Raw genomic sequence first — 19,345 nt, 5'->3', positions numbered from 1 at the left:
TCGGATAGGGACGCGCTAACACGAAAGGCCCCGGCAATTCTGTCGGGGCCTTCGTCGTACCCGGAGCAGGACGCCATGCCTCACGCAGCACCGACTCGATGCACGGCCCGGGGATGCTCGGCCTTCGCCACCCGCAAGGGCCGGTGCGACGAGCACCAGTCCTCGGGCTGGACCGAACGACGTCGACCGCAGGACGACCGGAGCACGAGGGACCGCCTCGGCATCGGCGAGGGCGCTTGGCAACGACTCCGCAAGCAGGTGCTCGCCGAGCACGAGGGCATCTGCTACGTCTGCGGAAAGCCCGGCGCCACGGAAGTTGACCACGTGCAGGCCATCGCCCTCGGCGGGGCCCGCACGGACCGCGCGAACCTCGCCCCGATCCACTCCAGTCCCTGCCATGAGCAGAAGACCCAACGCGAGCTCGCGCTCCTGCGCCGCCTCGCCGGAACCGCCCGTCGCACCGGAATCTGACCCTCTCCAGGGGGTGCCCCCAGGGGGTAGGGGAGTCAGAATCCCGGAAATTGCAACGCGCCGTTGCGGCGCCGGTCAAAAAACGCACGTCCCCGCGAAATGTGGACCCCCCTTTGTTGACCTGGGGCGATAACCGAAATTCAGGCCCGTTCGAACCCGTTTGGCGGGGGCGATCGACGACATGAGGAGACGCGAATGGGCGCAGCGAATCTTGGGCGAAAGCCGAAGCCTCGAGCGCTCAAGGTCGTGGAGGACAACCCCGGCCATCGCCCGATTGAGCCGGAGGTCCCGTTCAATCGTGGGTCTCCCGTCAAGCCGGAGGACCTCAGCGAGGACGCATCGACGCTGTGGGACCTCGTAGTCGAGCAGATGCAATCTGTCGGCCTGCTCAAGCCCCTCGATGCACCGTCTTTGGAGATCCTCTGCGAGACCTACGCCCGGTGGAAAGAAGCCGCGCGGATGAGGCGCAAGGACTCGATCCTGGCGGACAACAGCCAGGGGCGTGTGTCCGCGCCGTGGGTGGGCATCGAAGAGCGCGCGGGCAAAGAGTTCCGCGCCTGGTGCTCGGAGTACGGGCTCACCCCAGCAGCGGAGCGAAACCTTGTGCCGGACGCCGAGAAGGAGGACGCTGACAATCCGTTCGCGTAGGAGGGGGCCGCCGTGGTGCTGAAGCAGCCCCGGGCTTTCGCTGAGCAGCACGAGGACGGGCGCCGGTGGAACGGCAAGCGGTGGGTCGAGGAGGAGACGCTCCTGCGGAAGCTGCGGCTCTCCCCGGAGGTCGCCGCCTACCTGGATGCGCGGGACATTCCGTGGCCGGAGATCCCGCCGAAGATCAAGACCCCGGAGCCCTCGGGTGTGACGGACGCGGCGTTCAGCTTCGCCCGCGTGGACCGCGTGCTCGACGCGTTCAGCCGCCTACGGCACACGCAAGGCCCGCTCGCGGGTCAGCCGCTGGTGCCGGACCCCTGGCAGGTCGCCTACTTCCTCGCCCCCGTCTTCGGCTGGATCAAGCCCGGCGGCGGGCGCGACGGGTACGTGCGGATCATCCGCAACGCCACTCTGGACGTGCCGCGCAAGAACGGCAAGACCACGCTGTGTGGCGGCGTCGCGATCTACCTCACCGCGGCGGACGGCGAGGCTGGCGCGCAGGTGATCGCCGCAGCCACGACGAAGGACCAGGCAGGGTTCACGTTCGCGCCGATCAAGACCCTGGCGGAGAAAGCCCCGGCCCTGCGCGGGCACGTGAAGCCGTTCAAGGAGCGCATCACGCACCCCCGCTCCGGCTCCTACTTCCAGGTGATCTCCTCGGCCGCGGACGCCCAGCACGGCGCCAACTTGCACGGCGGCATCGTTGACGAACTGCACGTCCACAAGAAGGGCGACCTCGTCGAAGCGATCGAGACCGGCACGGGCTCCCGCGAGCAGCCGCTGATCTGCAAGATCACCACGGCCGACGACGGCAAACCCCAGTCGCCCTACTCCCAGAACCGGGAGTACCTCGAGAAGCTCGCCCGCGGGGTGTTCAAGGACCCCACGGTCTACGGGGTGATCTTCGCCGCTGGGGACAACGACGACCCGTTCAGCCCGGAGACCTGGCGGAAGGCTAACCCCGGATACGGAGTCAGCCCGAAGGCCGACTACCTGGCCTCGGAGGCGAACAAGGCGAAGAACAGCCCCGTGCTGCTTGCCCGCTTCAAGCGCCTGCACCTCGGGATCCGCACCCGCCAGACCACCGCGTTCATCCAGACGAAGGACTGGAGGATGAACAGCGGCGGCCCGATCCGCGAGTCGGACCTCGCGGGGCGGCCCGCCTACGGCGGCCTGGACCTCGCCTCGGTCTCCGACCTCACGGCGCTGTGCTGGCTGTTCCCGTACAGCCCCGAACGGGGACCGGGATACGACGCCCTGTGGCGCTTCTGGACCCCCGAGGAGAACCTCGACGCGCTCGACGACCGCACCGCCGGCCGCGCGTCCCGCGACTGGGTCAAGAACGGCTGGCTCACGGTCACCCCGGGCAACGTCACCGACTACGGCTGGGTCAAGGCGCAGATCAAGAAGGACGCCGACACCTTCGACGTCCAGTCGGTCGGCTTCGACCGCTGGAACTCCTCACAGCTCGTCACCGACCTCATGGACGACGGCGTGAACATGGTCCGCGTCGGCCAGGGCTACATGAGCATGAGCCCCGCGCTCAAGGAGGTCCAGCGCCTCGTGCGCATGGGCGCCAGCGGCCGCCCCGCCGACCGCGTGCCCCGGCTACGCAACGGCGGCAACCCCGTCGCCCTCTGGTGCGTCGACAACCTAGCCGTGGACATGGACCCCTCCGGGAACGTCAAGCCATCCAAGGCCAACAGCGCCGACAAGATCGACGGCGTCTCAGCGCTCTGCGACGCGATATACGAGGCCATCAGCTCCGGCGGCGTCCGCGCCAGCACCTACGAATCAGACGACCTGCGGGTCGTGTAACCACGAAAGGAGGCCCCGATGCGCACGCTCCGAGGACTCGAAGGCGTCAAGATCATGGTGAACCTCACCACCGGGGACGCCCTCGTGGGACGACTCGCCCGCACCGGCCGCGACTACCTCGACCTCACCAGCGCCGAGCTGCGCTCGCGGGAGGGCAACGGGTCTCTGGACGGCACGGTGATCATCCCCGTGGAGCGCGTCGCCTGGGTGCAGGTGGTCGCCTGATGGGGTACGGGCTGCGAGACGGCGACATCATCAGCACGGACAACGAGAAGTTCGGTGCGCTGGTCCACTCGGTGCCGGTGACCAACTACGACGGGTCCGGGTTCTCCCCGGCGGCGATGTGGGCGGACCAGCCCCAGATCCGCACGGTGGTCGACTTCATCACGAACAGCATCGCGCTGGTGCCCTTCGACGTGTACGAGCGGACCCCGGACGGCGGCCGCCGCAAGGCCCGCGGGCACGCCGTGCAGGAGGCGCTCAAGGCCCCCGGATTCCGCATGGGGCAGCGCCGCTGGGTGCAGCAGCTGCAGCACGACATGCTCCTCTACGGCCGGTGGGCGTTCACCACGTACCCGCGCGAGGACGGCGGCCTGGAGTTCATCATCATCCCGGCCCACATGTTCAGCATCGCCGTGGACGGCCTGGGCCGGTACACGGACCTCGTGCTGTACCTCGGGGACGGCCGGAAAGTCACCCGCCCGCTCACGGACGTGACCTTCGACCTGAACGTTCAGGTGTGGAAGGCCGGCACGCGCACGGGCAGCACCCCGGTCAGCACCCTGGACGGGCTCGCGCGCGAGACCGAGGCGCTCAACGAGTACCGCTCCGAGCTGTTCCGAAACTCGGCCATGGTGCCCGCGGTGATCGAACGCCCAAACGAGGCCGGCAAGTGGTCCGATGAGGCGTGGGCACGGTTCCGCAAACAGTTCTCCACCTACCGGCCCGGCGGCGGCTCCGCCGGCGGCGTCCCGATCCTCGAGGACGGCATGACCTACAAGCCGGTGGACACGGTCAACCCCAAGGACCTCGAATACGTCCAGGTACGCCAGCTCACGCTCATGGAAGCAGCGCAGGCCCTCCACATACCCCCGGAACTGGTCGGGGCGAAGGACGGCACGCACAGCAACATCGTCGCGCTGCGCGAGCAACTCTACGTGGACGTGCTCGGCGCGGACATCGGGTTCTTCGAGGACGCGCTCAACGCCGGCCTCCGAGACCACCTCGGACCGGACCACTACGTGGAAGCCAACGTCGACGCCCGCCTGCGCGCCACCTTCACCGAACGGGTCAAGGCGTACCAGTCCGCCGGCGGCGGCCCCTGGATGACCCGCGCGGAGATCCGCAACCGCGAGAACCTCGAATTCCTCGACGGCACCGACGAACTCATCGTCCCCATGAACGTCACCGCCGGCGGCCTCGCCTCCCCGAACGACACCGGGCAGACCAACGAGGAAGGCGGGGAACCGTACAAGGCCCGCAGCACCCCGGGAAAAAAAGCGCAACCGCCGGCACCCCCGCGCCGGCGCACCGAACGCGCTCGCAGCGAGTGGGAAGCGGCCGTGCTGGAGAAGGGCCGGGAGATTCGGGAGACCTGGATCCGCCGGCACGACATCACGGACGGGGAGCAGAAGGCGGCCAAGGCGCTGCCGAAGCTCACCCCGGATGACGCGTTGCAGGACATGGACGATCTGCAGCGGTGGGCCTACCCCCGCATGATGCGGGTCATGGAGGCCGCCTCGCAGGACACCCTCGAGGAACTCGACGCGGGGGACTGGCGCGAGTGGGACACCACCACGCAGAGCAAGTGGTGCTGGAAAACAGCAGGCTCGTGGTCCGAACAGGTGATTTACCAGGAATATCAGCAGATCATCACGGACGCGATCGCGGAGGACCCAGCCCGGTGGGAGCACCTCGCGCTCCTGCGGCTGGGCGAGGAAACCGCGCTGAGCAAACGCGCCATGACCCTCGGCACCGAGATCGAGTCCGTGGGCCGTAACGACGCCGCCCGTTCGGTGGGCGCCACCACCAAGACGTGGCTCACCACCTCGAAGAATCCCCGGCCCACGCACGCCGCGCAGTCCGGGGCCACGGTCCCGATCGACGGCTACTTCCTCAACGGCCTGCGCTGGCCGGGAGACCACACCGGCCAGGGACCGGAGACCGCGAACTGCAAGTGCGTCCTCAAGTACGGGGGCGTGCCGGGAAAGGACACCGAATGACCACACAGGCGAAGTTCAAGGCCACCACCACAGCAGGCACCGGGGCGCTCGCCGCGGGCCAGTTCCGCGCGCTGGTCTCCGTGTTCGACAACACGGACTCCTATGGGGACGTGATCCGCCCCGGCGCCTTCGCGGAGAGCATCGCGGAGTGGGAGGCGAAGGGCCAGCGCATCCCGGTGATCTGGTCCCACGACTGGGGGGACCCGTTCTCGCTGGTCGGCAGCGTCGTCAAGGCCACCGAGACCGCCGACGGCCTGGAGGTCATCGGGGAGATCAGCGCGGAGGACCTGGAATACAACCCGAAAGCCGCCCAGGTGTACCGGCTGCTCAAGGCCGGGCGCGTCAACCAGTTCTCCTTTGCCTACGACGTTCTCGAAGGCGGGTGGGCGGAGCAGGACGGCCGGGAGGTCTACGAGCTGCGGAAGCTCGCGATCCTCGAAGTCGGCCCCTGCCTCGTGGGCGTGAACCGCGAGACCGAACTGCTCGAGATCAAGGGCGTGGACCCTGCGGCGCTCGCCGCGTTCGAGCGCGAACTCGTGAACGCCACCGGCTCGAAGGGCACGCACCTCCACGACGTCGCCCACGCGCTCGCCCGCGCGGCCGCCCGGAAGTCCCGGGACGCCACCACGGCCGAGAACACCACCACGGTGGAGGACACCGCGCAGCGGCCCTCCGACACCGACACCCCGCCGGCGCCCGCGCCGGACGGGGACCAGACCACCTCGCCGGCCGCATCCGGTGAGGCAGAAGGGGACCCCGACACCGACCAGGACCCCGCCCCGGCTCGCACGCCAGGGCAGGACCCGCACCCGGACGGTGACGTGGACCCCGCGATCTCTCTCACGGAGATCGACCTCATCCAGATTCAAGCCGAAGGAGAAGCATCGTGAACAAGAAGGCACAGGAACTGCTCACCGCAGCCCGCGACGTCGCCAAGGCCGCCGAGCTGGCCGGCCGCTGGCTGACCACCGAGGAGAAGGCCCAGATCGACGACCTCACCACCCGCGCACGCGGTGAGTTCGAGCAGGAGAAGGCCGCCCGCCAGGCCCGCCAGTCCATCGAGGACCTCGGCCGCGAGATTGAGTCCGGCGAAGCGGCCGAGCTGAACGCGAAGGCCCTGGAGGGCACCCGCCAGGGCATGGGCGCCGCCCGCAAGTCCGTGGGCCGCACCTTCACCGACTCCGCGCAGTTCAAGGCGCTGCAGGATCGGTTTCCCGGAGGGAACGTGCCCCGTGAGGCTCGAGTGACCATGGACTCCGTCCAGGTCGACGGCATGAAGGCGCTCATCACCTCCGGCGCCGGCACCGCCACCGCGGACTCGTCCGCGAACGGCCTGGTGACCCCGGACCGCCTCGGCCTCGTGCCCTTCCCCCAGGTGCAGCCGAAGCTCCGCGACGTGATCACCAACGGCACCACCGGCTCGGACCGCATCGAGTACGCGCAGCTGCTGCCCGACACCGACGACGCCGTCACCAACGCCGCGAAGGGCGTGAAGGAGGCCCCGGCCACCACCGGCACCGTCGGCGTGAAGCCGGAGTCCGCCTTTGGATTCCGTAAGGCGTCCGCGGACGTGATCACCATCGCCCACTGGATCCCCGTGACGAAGCGGGCGCTGTCGGACGCCGCCCAGATCGCCACCATGATCGACGGGTTCCTCGCCCGCGGTCTGGAGCAGGAGATCGAGCGGCTCGTGGTCGAGGGCAACGCCACCACGCCCAAGAAGGGCGAGGAAGAGTGGAACGGCATCTTCAACACCACCGGGGTCCAGGACCAGGCGTTCGACACCGACGTGTTCAAGACCGCCCGCCGCGCGCTGACCCGCGTCACCAACCTCGGCGGCCAGGTATCCGCGTTCCTCGTCTCTCCGGAGCTGGACGAGCAGATCGACCTCGCCCGGGACCAGAACGGCCGCTTCTACGGCCAGGGCCCGTTCAGCCTCGGCCCCGGCACGCTGTGGGGACGCCCCCGCATCGTGATCCCCGCGCTCACGGGCACCGGGAAGTTCATCGCCGGGGACCTCAGCCAGTGCGTGCTCTGGGACCGCGAGCAGGCCACGATCACGGCCACGGACAGCCACGCGGACTTCTTCGTCCGGAACCTCGTGGCGCTGCTGTCCGAGTGCCGCGCCGGCTTCGGGATCCTCAACCCCAGCCTGCTGGTCACCGGCCACGAGTCCGGTGAGGGGGCGGGCGCGTAATGGCCGCCGGCGATATCCACGTGATCAACGGGATCCGCTACCAGGAACACGACGCGATCACGCGGGGCCTTCTGGGGAAGGACGGCCGGCCCTCGCGAGAGGACCCGGCCACCGCCGGGAAGGCAGCCCGCCCCGCGCGCAATAAGGCCCGGAAGGCGCCCGCGCGCGTCACCAGCGAGTCCGAAGGAGGACAGACCAGTGAGCACGCCGAGCACGGCGCCGCTGCTGGCTGACCCGCAGGACCTCGTGGACGTCCTCCCCGCCGGCACCATCGCCGGCGGGGAGGACCCCCGGGCGGTGCAGGCAGTCCGGCGGGCGTCCAACAGGTTCCGGGCAGCAGCACGCCACCCCGTGCACCGAGTCACGGGCGACCAGATGACCTTCGACGGGCCCGGCGGGCACGTACTCCGCCTGCCCGTCGTCCGGCCCACCGTCCACCGGGTCACAGACCAGGGGCAGGACATCACCGCCCACATACGGGTCTCCCCGGACGGCTACCTCCAGACCACCGGCCGCCCGTTCAGCACCGGATACGGGGCCATCGTCGTGGAGCTGGACCACGGATACGAGCACGTGCCCCCGGAGATCGCGGACGCCGTGCTCGACGCCGCAGCCCGCGCGCTCGCTATCCCCGTAGGCATCAAGGACCTCGCCCTCGACGGGGCGTCGGTGTCGTTCGGCAGCGACCAGGGCACCTCGCAGGACTGGGCGGACGCGGTCAGCAGGTACGGCATCGGGGCGGGGGACCGCGCATGATTCACCCGTTCTTCGCCACCAACACCGTCACGATCCACCCGGCCACCGTGCTCACACAGTTCGGCAAGACAACCCGCAAGTGGGGCGTCGAGCCGGACCGGGCCGTCGAGGGCTGCCACATCAAGTCCGGGCCAGCCCAGGAGGTCCTCACCCGGGAGGAGGCCGCGGTCACCGAGTACACGATCTCCATGCCCCCGGGCGTGCAGATCAGCCGCCACGACCGGGTCTCCTTCACCTACGGCGGCCAGCAGTACGGGGGGTCACCGGGCACCGGCCTGGAGCTCACCGCACCGCCGCGCCGACCCTCGGGGCCCACGGGCCTGCTGGACCGCACGATCGTTGCCACCCGCAGCCGAGAGGAGACCTGACCCATGGCGAACAAGTTCGAGCTGAACAGGAAGGCCGTGGGCCGCTTCCTCAAGAGCCCCGAAGTCGCCCGCGGCGTCCGCCGGGTCGTCGAACCCATCCGGGACCAGGCCGAGACCAACGCCCGGACCGCCCGCCCCCGCGAGAACCCCGAGGTCGAGCTCAAGGAATACATCGGCCGGGACCGCGTCCGATTCCACGTGGCCATGGTCAACCCCGCGGCCATCCGCGCGGAACAGATCGACCGGGCACTGACCCGCGCGAAACCCGCCGGCGGCCGCTGATGAGCACCATCGCCGCCCCAGCCCTCGTCGCCGTGGACGCCGTACTCCGCGACGCCGGCCTCACCGCCGGCATCCGCCGCCCCAGCAAGTACCCGCCAGACGGCTTTCTCGTGTACTTCCTCAACGGCGGCGGAGACCCCACACGCGTGACCCAGGACGTCCGGATCGAACTCGAGGGCTGGGGCCCAGACGTCCTCACCGCCATCGGGCAACTCGACCGCGCTCGCGGCGCGCTGCACGCGGCCACGGGCACGCACGGGATCCGGCATGTGGAGAACGCCGCGGGCCCCGTAGATCTCCCCACGGGGGAGGAGGACTGGACGCGGTTCACCGCGACCGTCCGAATCACCATGCGCACACCGAACATCTAGCGGAAGGACCACCACCATGGCCACCAACGACACCACCGAGGCTCTGACCTTCGTCACCACCGTCCGAGACCCCGTGAACGGGTCGTTCTACGTCCAGGGCAAGACCTACGACATCCCGACCGCGTGGGCGAAGAACCTCCTCCACCAGGGCGTGGCCGTGCCGAAAGGCAGCCCGGCGGCCAAGACCGCCGAGGACGGCAAGTCCCTGTCCGAGCTGGCAGAGGACCACCGAGGCGACAAGACCGCGGCGCCCGCCGGCAAGGCCGCCTCCAAGACCACGAGCAAGTGACCGGGCCGCGCGCCCACCACGGAAGGACACACCGATGAGCGAGAAGACACTGAACAACGCGAACGTGCGGGTCTACGGATCCATGTTCGACGGGATCTGGGTGGCGCCCCTGGGCACCCCGGACCCCGTGATCAAGTCCGAAGCGGACCTGCTCCTGGACCTCCCGAAGCCCTGGGTGAACGTGGGCTGGCTGAACGAAGACGGGATCCCGCTGACGGTCTCCACCGACATCGAGAAGATGAAGGGCCACCAGGGCGGCTCGCTGCTCCGCACGAAGGTCACCTCCACGGAGAAGGGCTTCAGCATCGGAGCCCTCGAGGAGTCCCCGCTCGTGACCGGCATGTTCTTCGACCACAAGGACCCCTACAAGGTCACCGAGGACGTCGCCCGCGTGGACCTCCCCAAGGGCATCGGCACCGTCGCCGTGAAGACCATCCAGGTGGTCAACGACGACGACGTCACGAAGTGGATCGTCTCCCAGCGCACCGAGATCGGTGAGCGCGAGGACGTCGACCACCAGAACGCCGCCATCTCCGGCTACACCATGGCCGCGTCCATCGTCGGCGAGGCGTACATCCTCACCAACAGCCAGTCCTACATCGACGCCGCGAAGCCCCTGGTCGACGCGGAGGGCTGAGCACCCCACGACAGGCCCCGGCCGGCGATCGGCGATCTCGCCGGCCGGGGCCGCACCACACCCCACCAGATCGCCACCGAGATAGGAGATCGCCGCAATGCCCAAGAACGAAACCCCCGCAGAGAAGCTCGAGCGCAAGTCCCGGGAGGAAACCGGCCGCGCCCCCGCCGGGTCCCCGAAGGACCGCGCCGGAGCCAAGCGCCCCCAGGACCGCAAGAAGCCCGCCCCGAAGCCCAACAAGGACGGCATGCTCGACGTCGAGCTCGACGGCGTGAAGGTCACCGTCGACACCAACGGCATGCGCGACTGGCGCTTCATCGAATCCAGCGGCGCCGTCGAAGCCGGCGCCGGCGGCCCCGCAGAGATCTACCAGGTCGTCGCCCTCGTCATCCCCGACCGCAACGACCGCGCTCGCATCTCGGAGCATGTCAAGGACGACACGGGCTTCGTGGACGTGCAGCGGTTCTTCGAGTTCTACCAGCGGCTGGTGCAGGAGGCGGGGGCAAAAAACTCCTGATCCTGGCCCGGCTGCTGCTGGACGTGCCGGAGGAGGTGACCGCGGACCTGCACCAGGTCTACGGGATCCGCCTCCGGCAGGTCCGGGAGACCGGGGAGTACGGGGCCGGTGAGATAGCGGACCTCGTGATGCAGCTCCCGGCCGGGTCCCGCGTGTGGGCTGCGGTGGGCGGCTGGGCCGCCCTGACCGTCGAGGCACGTCAGGTGCAGGTCGTCGAGTACCAGATGCGCGCGATCTGGCACGCCTACACGGGGGGCAAGGGCAAACGCCCGAAGCCCCCGGAGGCTCCGAAGGGCTGGCTCGTGGAGCAGCAGGAGGAGCAGCGCAAGGCCGCACAGTGGGCGGACCGCGCGACCGCCTGGCGGGCGCGGTATGCCGAGCACCGCGAGGAGATGCAGCGCCGGGCGGCCGCGTTCCGGCTCAAGCCGGAGAAGCAGCCCGACCAGAAGTAATCGAACACAGCAGAAGGCCCCGCCGGTCACCGGCGGGGCCTTCCCCGTACCCGAGGAGGGCGAGATGGCCGAGAGCATAGCCACTCTCTACGTGGACATCGTCCCGTCCGTGCGCGGCATCCAAGGCCAGCTCGCCAGCCAGCTCAACCCGCAGGTGGTCAAGGCCGCCGAGCAGGCCGGCAAAGAGGGCGGCAAGGCCCTCGGGAACAACATCAGCTCAGGCGCCCGGGACTCGCTGGCCGCGACGAAGACCCTCGGCAAGGACCTCGCCGCCGCACTGCGCCCGGCGCTGACCGGCACGCAGAACCTCGTATCCGGCTTCCGGGACGCGCAGGCCGCGGCCAGCTCGTTCACGGGCTATCTCGGCAGCGTGGGAGGCGCGGCACGCAAGGTCGCCGACACGGCGGCTGTGCCCGGGCAGAACTTCGTGTCCGGCTTCAAGGACGCGCAGGCCGCAGCGTCCACCTTCACGGGCCACTTGGGCACGCTGGGTGGCGCTACCCGCAAGGTCGCGGACGTGGCCGCGCTCCCGGCCCAGAACTTCGTCTCCGGGTTCCGCGACGCGCAGGCGGCCGCCTCCTCGTTCACGGGCCACCTGGGCACGTTGGGTGGCGCTACCCGCAAGGTCGCGGATGTGGCCGCGCTCCCGGCCCAGAACTTCGTCTCCGGGTTCCGCGACGCGCAGGCGGCCGCCTCCTCGTTCACGGGCCACCTGGGCACGTTGGGTGGCGCTACCCGCAAGGTCGCGGATGTGGCCGCGCTCCCGGCCCAGAACTTCGTCTCCGGGTTCCGCGACGCGCAGGCGGCCGCCTCCTCGTTCACGGGCCACCTGGGCACGTTGGGTGGCGCTACCCGCAAGGTCGCGGATGTGGCCGCGCTCCCGGCCCAGAACTTCGTCTCCGGGTTCCGCAACGCGCAGGCCGCGGCGTCGACCTTCACCGGGCACATGGGCTCCCTCGGCGGCGTCACCCGCACCCTCGCGACCACCGCAGCACTGCCCGGCCGGGAGTTCGTGACCGGCTTCAAGAACGCCGGTGACGCCGCAGTCCGCTCCAGCAGCCTCTTCGCGCGCGCGGGATCCGCCGTGGGCACCATGGCCACCAGCGCGCAGACCGGTCTCTCCCGCGTCACCACCAGCACTCTCAACGCCGGCCGCCAGGTCGCCGGAGCAGTCTCCGCAGCCAGCGGCGCCGTCCGCGGCGTGGTCACCGAGACCACCGGGGCGTTCAAGACCTTCGGCACGAGCATCAGCAGCTCGATCGCGCCCGTGCGAGGCCACGTCACAGACCTCACCAACGGCATCAGCGGCATCGGCACCGCAGCACTCACCGCCGCCGGCACCACCGCCGGCGCGATCGCCGGTATCGCCGCGGTCGGTGGCTTCAACCGCGCCGTCCAGATCGAGCAGGCACAAGCCAAGCTCAAGGGCCTCGGGAACACCACCGAGGACATCCAGATGATCATGGAGAACGCCAACAACGCGGTCAAGGGCACCTCCGCCGCGCTGAACGAGTCCGCCTCAGTCGCCGCCGCGGCCGTGGCATCCGGCGTCGCCCCCGGCGAAGACCTCGAGCGGGTGCTCCGCACCATCAACGACACCGCCGGGATCGCCGGCATGTCCATGCAGGACGCCGGCGCGATCTTCAACTCCGTGCTCGCCCGCGGCAAGCTCCAGGGCGACGACCTGCTCCAGCTCACCAGCCGCGGCGTGCCCGTCCTCAAGTTCCTCTCCGACGAGCTCGGCGTCAGCACCGAACAGGTCTCGAAGTGGGTCTCCAAGGGACAGGTCTCCTTCGACGAATTCGCCTCCGCCATGGAGCACGGCGTCGGCGGCTCCGCCGTCGCCATGGGCAAAACCACCTCCGGCGCGCTCGCCAACCTCACCACGGCCATCAGCCGCTTCGGGGCCAACGCCATCACCCCGTTCATGCCGATCATCCAGAGCCTCGCACTCGGACTCACCGCCGTGTTCGACGGACTCGGCGCCGCCGTGAAGCCCGCCGCGCAGGCCGTCGCCAACGCCCTCGTCGCCATGGTCCAGCCCGGCAGCCTCGTCGCCAACACCTTCCAGTTCATCTCCGACAAGGCCGCCGCGTTCATCGACATCGCCGCCGGCGTCATCGACGCGATCCCCGCCCCCGCGCTCGCGGGCATCGCCGGGGTGCTCGGCGTCCTCGCGGTGAAGTTCGGGGCCGCGAAGATCGCCGCGGCACCACTGGTGGGCATCATCGGCAAGCTCTTCGCCGCACTCGGTCTCACCACCGGCAAGCTGGCGATCTTCGGCCGCGCCTTCACGCTGCTGACCGGCCCGGTCGGTATCGCCATCGCCCTGGTGGGTGCGGCGATCGGCAGCAGCGAGGAGCTCCGCACCACCATCGGCCAGGTAATGGGGACCATCGGCGGGCTCGTGGCCACGCTCGTAGCCCAGCTCGTCCCGCTCTTCGCCCAGCTCGCCTCGGCGATCCTCCCCGCGGTCGTCATGGTCTTCCAGGCAGTCGTCACCGTGGTGGCGCAGCTGCTGACCGCGATCCTGCCGCTGGTGGCCACGCTGCTCGCGCAGCTCCTGCCGGTCTTCGTGCAGCTCATCTCGACGATCCTGCCGCCAGTGGTGACCATTATCACCGCGATCATCCAGGTCGTGGCCGCCCTCGTCATGGCCCTGATGCCGGTCATCACCACCATCCTGAATCTGCTGGTCCCCGTCCTGCAGTTCGTGGTCACGGTCGTGGCCGCGCTCGCCTCGGGGATCTTGACGCTGATCGGTGGGGCCGTCACGTGGCTGACCACCGTGGCCGTGCCCGCCCTCGGCGTGGCGCTGCAGGCGGTCGGCGGGTTCTTCTCGTGGCTGTGGACCGGCGTCGTGCAGCCGGTGTGGACCTGGATCCAGGGCGCGATCAGCAACGTCGTGACCTGGATCGCCACCATCGTGGTGCCGTGGGTGCAGACCGCGATGGCCGCGCTCGGGCTCGTGTTCTCGTGGCTCTACACGACCGTCGTGCTCCCGGTGTGGGACGGCATCAAGACCGCCATCGCCGTGGCCGTGGCCGTAGTCATGACGATCTGGCAGGGCCTGGTGGCCTTCGTCCAGGGCGTGCTCGCACCGCTGTGGAACTGGCTCTACGCCACGATCATTCTCCCGGCGTGGAACGGCATCAAGAACGTCATCGCCGCGGCCTGGGCATGGATCCGGGACACCGTTTTCACCCCGCTGATGAACTTCGTGCGCGGGCCGCTGACCAGCGCGTGGCTGTGGATCCGTAACATCGTGGCCCAGGTGTGGGGCGCGATCCGCAGCGCCATTTCGGCAGCCTGGACGTGGATCCGCGACGTCGTGCTCGTGCCGCTGATCAACTTCGTGCGCGGCGCGCTGACCAGCGCGTGGCTGTGGATCCGTAACATCGTGGCCCAGGTGTGGGGCGCGATCCGGGGCACGGTATCCAGCTCGTGGGCCTGGGTGCGGGACGCGGTCCTGGTGCCGCTGATCAACTTCGTGCGCGGGGCCCTCACGGGCGCGTGGCTGTGGATCAGCACGGTGGTCTCCCAGGTCTGGACCGGGATCCGCAACACGGTCTCCAACACCTGGAACTTCGTGCGCGGCTCGATCCTGCAGCCGATGATCAACTTCCTCCGGGGCAGCGTGGTCAACGCGTGGAACGCCGCGAAGGACGGCATCAAGAACGCCTGGGACAAGATCAAGTCCATCGTGGACAAGCCTGTCGACTTCGTGATCAACACGGTGATCAACGGGGGGTTCATCAAGAACTTCAATAAGGTCGCCACGAAGTTCGGCATCGACCCGGTGGACGAGATTCACTACAAGGGTCTGGCACGCGGTGGCGTGGTGCCTGGCTACCAGCCCCGGAAGATTGACGACCACCTCTATCCGGTGGCCGGCGGCGGGGTGCAGCCGCTGCGTGGCGGGGAAGGAATCCTCACCCCCGAGGCCACACGCGCACTCGGCGGCGAGGCGTGGATCCACGGGGTCAACGCCGCGGCGAACACCGGGGGCGTGGACGGCGCCCGCTCCTGGCTGGACGCCTCGAAGCCCTCGATCGAGACGTTCCCGAAGGCTGGGGACAGGCGCTTCGCGATGGGCCCCCCGGGCGGTCCCTCGGGCGGGCTATGGTCCTCGAACCAGGCGCGCGCCTCGCAGCTGGGGTACTTCAACGTGCCCCGCGGGTCGATCAGCGGTGTGTCCTTCGAGTCTGCGGCCAAGGCATGGATGGGCCGGTCGGCGCTGGAGATCCGCATGGGCTCCGGCGGCCCGGGTGTGCAGTCCATCTCCGGCGGCGGTGGTGGCCCGTGGGGCTACGCCACCTCGGACGGTCGGATCACGATCACCCCGGGCGGCCCGGCGGCTGTGGGCAAGAACGCGGTGCGTGGCACGCTGATCCATGAGATCGGGCACGTCCTGTCCCTGAACCACCCGCCCGGTGGGTACGGGGCCACGGGCACGATCATGTCCGCGGGCATGTCCGGCGGCTACTGGCCCTCGAGCCTGGACTACGCGAAGCTCGCGGAGATCTACGGCCAGCCGGGCAAGGGCGTCAAGAAGTACGACGACCCGGGCGGAGGCGGGGGCATCCTCTCCGGGCTGCTCGACATGATCGGCTTCGACAAGCTCATGGAGAAGATCCCCGGCGCGGGATTCGCGAAGGACCTCATGGTCGGTGCCGCGAAGACCGCGTGGGAAGGCTTCAAGTCCTGGGCGGCGTCCGTCATCAACCCGTTCGACGGCGGCGACTCCGAGGTGGCCTCCGGGCAGTCCGCGGAGTCCTGGCGCGACACGGTGATCGAGGCGCTCAAGCGCGCCGGCCTGCCCTCCACGAAGCCCTACCAGGACGCGTGGATCAAGCAGATCCAGTCGGAGTCCGGCGGTGACCCGAACGCGATCCAGGGCAACATCGGCGACGTGAACAACGCCACGGGCGACCTCGGCAAGGGCCTGGTCATGGTCATCGGCTCGACATTCGCGGCGAACAGAGACCCGGCCCTGCCGAACAACCAGTTCGACCCGCTCGCGAACCTCACCGCCGGCATGCGCTACGCCAAGGGCCGGTACGGCGTTGAGGGCATGCTCGCCCAGATCGGCCACGGCCACGGATACGCGCGCGGTGGTGTGCTCCCCACCAACCTCAAGGGGCTCACCGCCGGCACCCAGGTGTTCGACGGCGGAGGATGGCTCAAGCGCACCACGGACCCGATGCTCGTCCACCACCGCGAGACACGGCCCGATGCCGTCCTCACGCACCAGCAGTTCCAGGACATGCACGCGCTCGCGCGTGAGGTCGAGGAGCAGCGCGGGGCGGCCGGTGCGTGGGAGAACCACTTCCACCTGGAGGGCGCCCCGGAGGACCCGGACAAGTTCGGCCGCCGGGCCGGGGAAGCATTCGCCTTCGAGATGATGAGAGCGGGGATCTAGATGGACGACATCAGCCGGCGTCGCGCCGAGCTGCGCTGGGGCGATCAGGTCTTGACGCTGAGCACCTTCGAGGACGACCGGGAGGAGGAGCACCACCTCACGGACCTCGAGGGGTGGTTCGGTGGCGTGGCCGTCTACGGCACGCAGCCGCAGCGGGAGCTCGGGCACGGGCTCTTCCCGCGCAAGGCTCTGCGGACCGGGCGCACGCTCACGCTCAAGGGCTCGCTCTGGTTCCGTGAGGAGTCCTGGCGGGACCTCGCGGACCGCTACGTGTCCGGGATTCTCGGGGACGGGCAGTTCGGGACGCTCACCTACACGGTGGACGGGCTCGAGCTGTCCACCCGGGTTCGCCTGGACGGGGAGGTCAAGCACACCACGAAGGGCTACGAGTGGATCGACTTCGAGGTGCCGCTGAGCGCCCCGGACCCGTTCCTATACGCCCCGCCGACCACTGTCCAGGTGTCCCCGCCCGGCGCGGGTGTGGGGTTCTCCTGGGCCAACGGTGTGTTCCCCGGCGGCGGTGTGGAGTGGCGGGAGGGCCGCAACACGGCGGCGCGGATCGTGAACGAGGGCAACGCGGACGCGTACCCCGTGATCGCCGTCCAGGGCAGCTGGCCGAACGGGTTCCGGCTCACGGACGGCCGCCACGCGGTCGAGTACCCACACGCGGTGTTCGACCAGTCCCCGGTGACCGTGAACATGCGCGCCGGGTCCGTCACCGTGCGCGGCGCGGACCAGACGCACCGGCTCACGAAGCGGCAGTGGTTCAAGGTGCCGCCGCGGGGCGCGCTCACGGTGCGCACCGAGCAGTTCGCCCCATCCACGGGATGGGCGGACATCACCCTTCACTCGACCTACATCTAGGAGGACTCATGACCACTGCCTGGGGCATCCCCGACCTGCGCGACGAGAACGGCGTGATCATCGACGCCACGACTCCGCAGGACATGCAGCTGATCATCGACGCCCAGTACCAGAACGCCGGCATCCTCACGGGCGCGTACATCGGGCTGCGCTCGGACCTGAAGGTCGACGTGTACGACGGCGCCGTGGTCATGAAGTGGAACAACCGCGGCTCGGTGCTGGTGCCGGTGTACCGGCAGACCATCACCCTCGACCCGCCCCCGGCCACTGGTGACGTGACCGTGAGCTTCTACGTGGAGCAGGCCGACACAGCCACCTCGAAGGCGGCGTCGGTGGTGATGACCACGGGCGCGGTGCCGGCGGGCCGGGTGGTGCTGGACAAGATCCGCGTCCCGGCCGGGACCACGAAGACCTCGTCCTGCACCCGGGTGTGGGACCGGCAGTACGCGATGCACTCCCAGTCCACCCTCGGCAGTCTGTCGGTGGCCGTGGACCAGGGCGGGGACGTACGGAAGAAGGGCGCCAAGTACAAGAAGTGCGCCCAGCGGTTCACGGTCGACACGGACCGTGAGGTGAACGTGAAGCTGTCGACCACCGCGGGGCGCACGAACGCCTCCGGGGTGTCGAGCATCGGGACGGTCGCCGGCACCGCGGGGTCCCTGCGGTACAGCCTGTTCATCGACGACGAGCTCGTGAAGACCTTCGAGGTGCCCATCGACCGCCGGTGGACCACTATGCAGGTCGAGGCCATGCACACGGTCACCCGCGGCGCGCACACCGCGCACGTGGTCTCGGAGTGGGCGGATGACGGGGACATGGCCACCAACACGTGCTGGGTGGTGCGCTGGGGCGGCACGCAGAAGTTCCCCGGGGACGCGCTGACGATCTTCGACGCGGGGGTGGCGGTGTGAGCTGGCAGGTGAACCTCGTGGAGACGGTCACTGGGCAGGTCGGCCGCACGCTGTCCCCGGAGTCCGGGTCGTGGGCGATCGAACTGAACAAGGCCGACTCGGGTTCCGTGAGGATCTCCAAGGAGGACGTGGCGGACATCGACCGACGGCGCCTGTCCCCGTGGTGGGCCTCGGTCCTGCTGTCCTACATCACCCCGGACGGGAGGGTCATCCCCGTGTGCGGGGGCCCGATCATCTCGTGGCCGGCCGAGGACCAGTACAGCCTGACGCTGGACTGGCGGGGCATGCGCGAGATGTTCACCCGCCGCCACCTCGAGAAGGACTACGCGCTGCGGGGCCTGTCGCTGGGCACGATCGCGTGGGAGGTCGTCAAGGCCGGGATGGACCGGCCCGCCGGGGGGCTGCCGATCTTGCACGGCTCCCCGTACGAGTCGAAGTCCACGCTGAACGAGCGCACCTACGAGGCGTGGAACCTCGCGAACAACAACTGCGAGAAGCGCCTCACGGAGCTCACCAACGTGATCAGCGGCCCCGACATGATGTTCCGGCCCGAGTGGGCCGACGACGAAATGACCCGGGTCCGCTGGCGGTTCGTGCACGGCACCTCGTGGGATCCGACCATCGCGCAGGACACCACGATGGTGTGGGACACCACCGCCGCGGGCACCCACGTCACCAACCCCTCCGTCACCTCGGATGGCTCCAAGATCGTCACCCGCGTGTTCGGCACCGGCGCCGGGGAGGGCGCGAAGGTCACCCGCACGCAGGCCGAGTCCCTGGCACTGGTGAAGGAGGGCTGGCCGCCGCTGGAGACGGTGATCTCCGACCAGGACCAGGCCAAGCCCGAGCCGATCCGCCAGAAGTGCCTGGGTGAGCTCGCGGACTCCCGGCGGATGGTGGACCAGCTCTCGGTGTCGGTGTACGCCGCGCACGAGGCGTCCCCATGGGGCACCTGGCATGTAGGCGACACGGTGACCGTGGTGCTCACCAACGACTGGTGGTCGATCCCGGGCGGGGCGCACGACATGGACATCATCAAGGCCAGCGGGGACCTCACCGACATGGTGAAGGTCGAGCTGCAGCAGGGCCAGTGGTACACCCCGGCCGATCTGATCTAGGA

The 19,345-nt window shown here is 69.5% G+C and carries 20 protein-coding genes; all 20 read left to right on the top strand.

Annotation, left to right across the window (positions count from 1 at the left end):
* The first annotated feature begins 75 nt into the window (after positions 1–75).
* The 20 genes from AABM36_RS08380 to AABM36_RS08285 all read left to right on the top strand — a co-directional run bounded on the left by AABM36_RS08380 (position 76) and on the right by AABM36_RS08285 (position 19,343).
* The gene (locus tag AABM36_RS08380; protein ID WP_423445764.1) at positions 76–471 is read left to right on the top strand and encodes an HNH endonuclease; all 396 of its coding nucleotides are present in this window, start codon (positions 76–78) and stop codon (positions 469–471) included.
* Positions 472–666: 195 nt separating this feature from the next.
* The gene (locus tag AABM36_RS08375; RefSeq protein WP_423445762.1) at positions 667–1,119 is read left to right on the top strand and encodes a phage terminase small subunit P27 family; all 453 of its coding nucleotides are present in this window, start codon (positions 667–669) and stop codon (positions 1,117–1,119) included.
* A 12-nt stretch (positions 1,120–1,131) separates the two neighbouring features.
* Positions 1,132–2,937, top strand: coding sequence for a terminase large subunit (locus AABM36_RS08370; RefSeq protein ID WP_423445760.1), 1,806 nt, complete (start codon positions 1,132–1,134; stop codon positions 2,935–2,937).
* 18 nt (positions 2,938–2,955) lie between these two features.
* Complete coding sequence (locus AABM36_RS08365) at positions 2,956–3,162, top strand: hypothetical protein (RefSeq protein WP_423445759.1); 207 nt, start codon at positions 2,956–2,958, stop codon at positions 3,160–3,162.
* A complete protein-coding gene (locus tag AABM36_RS08360; RefSeq protein ID WP_423445757.1) occupies positions 3,162–5,159 on the top strand; it encodes a phage portal protein in 1,998 nt (665 codons plus the stop codon). The genes AABM36_RS08365 and AABM36_RS08360 overlap by 1 nt, the downstream gene beginning before the upstream one ends.
* Positions 5,156–6,049: an HK97 family phage prohead protease gene (locus AABM36_RS08355; RefSeq protein ID WP_423445756.1), complete on the top strand. Its 894-nt coding sequence runs from the start codon at positions 5,156–5,158 to the stop codon at positions 6,047–6,049. The genes AABM36_RS08360 and AABM36_RS08355 overlap by 4 nt, the downstream gene beginning before the upstream one ends.
* On the top strand, positions 6,046–7,356 hold the full coding sequence (locus tag AABM36_RS08350; RefSeq protein ID WP_423445755.1) for a phage major capsid protein: 1,311 nt from the start codon (positions 6,046–6,048) through the stop codon (positions 7,354–7,356). Before AABM36_RS08355 ends, AABM36_RS08350 begins: the two co-directional genes overlap by 4 nt.
* Positions 7,356–7,589 carry a hypothetical protein gene (locus AABM36_RS08345; protein WP_423445753.1) on the top strand — a complete coding sequence of 78 codons (234 nt, stop codon included), beginning with the start codon at positions 7,356–7,358 and terminating at the stop codon, positions 7,587–7,589. Before AABM36_RS08350 ends, AABM36_RS08345 begins: the two co-directional genes overlap by 1 nt.
* Positions 7,555–8,112: a hypothetical protein gene (locus tag AABM36_RS08340; RefSeq protein ID WP_423445751.1), complete on the top strand. Its 558-nt coding sequence runs from the start codon at positions 7,555–7,557 to the stop codon at positions 8,110–8,112. Before AABM36_RS08345 ends, AABM36_RS08340 begins: the two co-directional genes overlap by 35 nt.
* The gene (locus tag AABM36_RS08335) at positions 8,109–8,480 is read left to right on the top strand and encodes a hypothetical protein (protein WP_423445749.1); all 372 of its coding nucleotides are present in this window, start codon (positions 8,109–8,111) and stop codon (positions 8,478–8,480) included. The genes AABM36_RS08340 and AABM36_RS08335 overlap by 4 nt, the downstream gene beginning before the upstream one ends.
* A gap of 3 nt (positions 8,481–8,483) precedes the next feature.
* A complete protein-coding gene (locus tag AABM36_RS08330; protein WP_019309122.1) occupies positions 8,484–8,762 on the top strand; it encodes a hypothetical protein in 279 nt (92 codons plus the stop codon).
* Positions 8,762–9,133: a hypothetical protein gene (locus AABM36_RS08325; RefSeq protein ID WP_423445748.1), complete on the top strand. Its 372-nt coding sequence runs from the start codon at positions 8,762–8,764 to the stop codon at positions 9,131–9,133. Before AABM36_RS08330 ends, AABM36_RS08325 begins: the two co-directional genes overlap by 1 nt.
* 16 nt (positions 9,134–9,149) lie before the next feature.
* Positions 9,150–9,422, top strand: coding sequence for a hypothetical protein (locus AABM36_RS08320; RefSeq protein ID WP_423445746.1), 273 nt, complete (start codon positions 9,150–9,152; stop codon positions 9,420–9,422).
* A 34-nt stretch (positions 9,423–9,456) separates the two neighbouring features.
* Entirely contained in the window at positions 9,457–10,059 is a 603-nt protein-coding gene (locus AABM36_RS08315) for a hypothetical protein (protein WP_019309125.1), read from the top strand.
* Positions 10,060–10,156: 97 nt separating this feature from the next.
* Positions 10,157–10,576 (top strand): hypothetical protein, encoded by a 420-nt coding sequence (locus AABM36_RS08310; RefSeq protein ID WP_423445744.1) that lies wholly within the window; start codon positions 10,157–10,159, stop codon positions 10,574–10,576.
* 35 nt (positions 10,577–10,611) lie between these two features.
* Positions 10,612–11,028, top strand: coding sequence for a hypothetical protein (locus AABM36_RS08305; RefSeq protein WP_423445742.1), 417 nt, complete (start codon positions 10,612–10,614; stop codon positions 11,026–11,028).
* Positions 11,029–11,092: 64 nt separating this feature from the next.
* Positions 11,093–16,450, top strand: a complete 5,358-nt coding sequence (locus tag AABM36_RS08300; RefSeq protein WP_423445740.1) for a tape measure protein — start codon at positions 11,093–11,095, stop codon at positions 16,448–16,450.
* Positions 16,451–17,314 carry a hypothetical protein gene (locus tag AABM36_RS08295; RefSeq protein ID WP_423445738.1) on the top strand — a complete coding sequence of 288 codons (864 nt, stop codon included), beginning with the start codon at positions 16,451–16,453 and terminating at the stop codon, positions 17,312–17,314. It abuts the gene before it with no gap.
* An 8-nt stretch (positions 17,315–17,322) separates the two neighbouring features.
* Positions 17,323–18,225 carry a hypothetical protein gene (locus AABM36_RS08290; protein WP_423445736.1) on the top strand — a complete coding sequence of 301 codons (903 nt, stop codon included), beginning with the start codon at positions 17,323–17,325 and terminating at the stop codon, positions 18,223–18,225.
* Complete coding sequence (locus AABM36_RS08285) at positions 18,222–19,343, top strand: hypothetical protein (protein ID WP_423445734.1); 1,122 nt, start codon at positions 18,222–18,224, stop codon at positions 19,341–19,343. The genes AABM36_RS08290 and AABM36_RS08285 overlap by 4 nt, the downstream gene beginning before the upstream one ends.
* Positions 19,344–19,345 lie beyond the last annotated feature (2 nt).

The sequence above is a fragment of the Kocuria sp. KSNUG genome (assembly GCF_049532735.1).
Lineage (GTDB): Bacteria > Actinomycetota > Actinomycetes > Actinomycetales > Micrococcaceae > Kocuria > Kocuria rhizophila.
The sequence above is the reverse complement of the archived record's forward strand: the minus strand, read 5'-3'. Positions and strand labels throughout refer to the sequence as shown.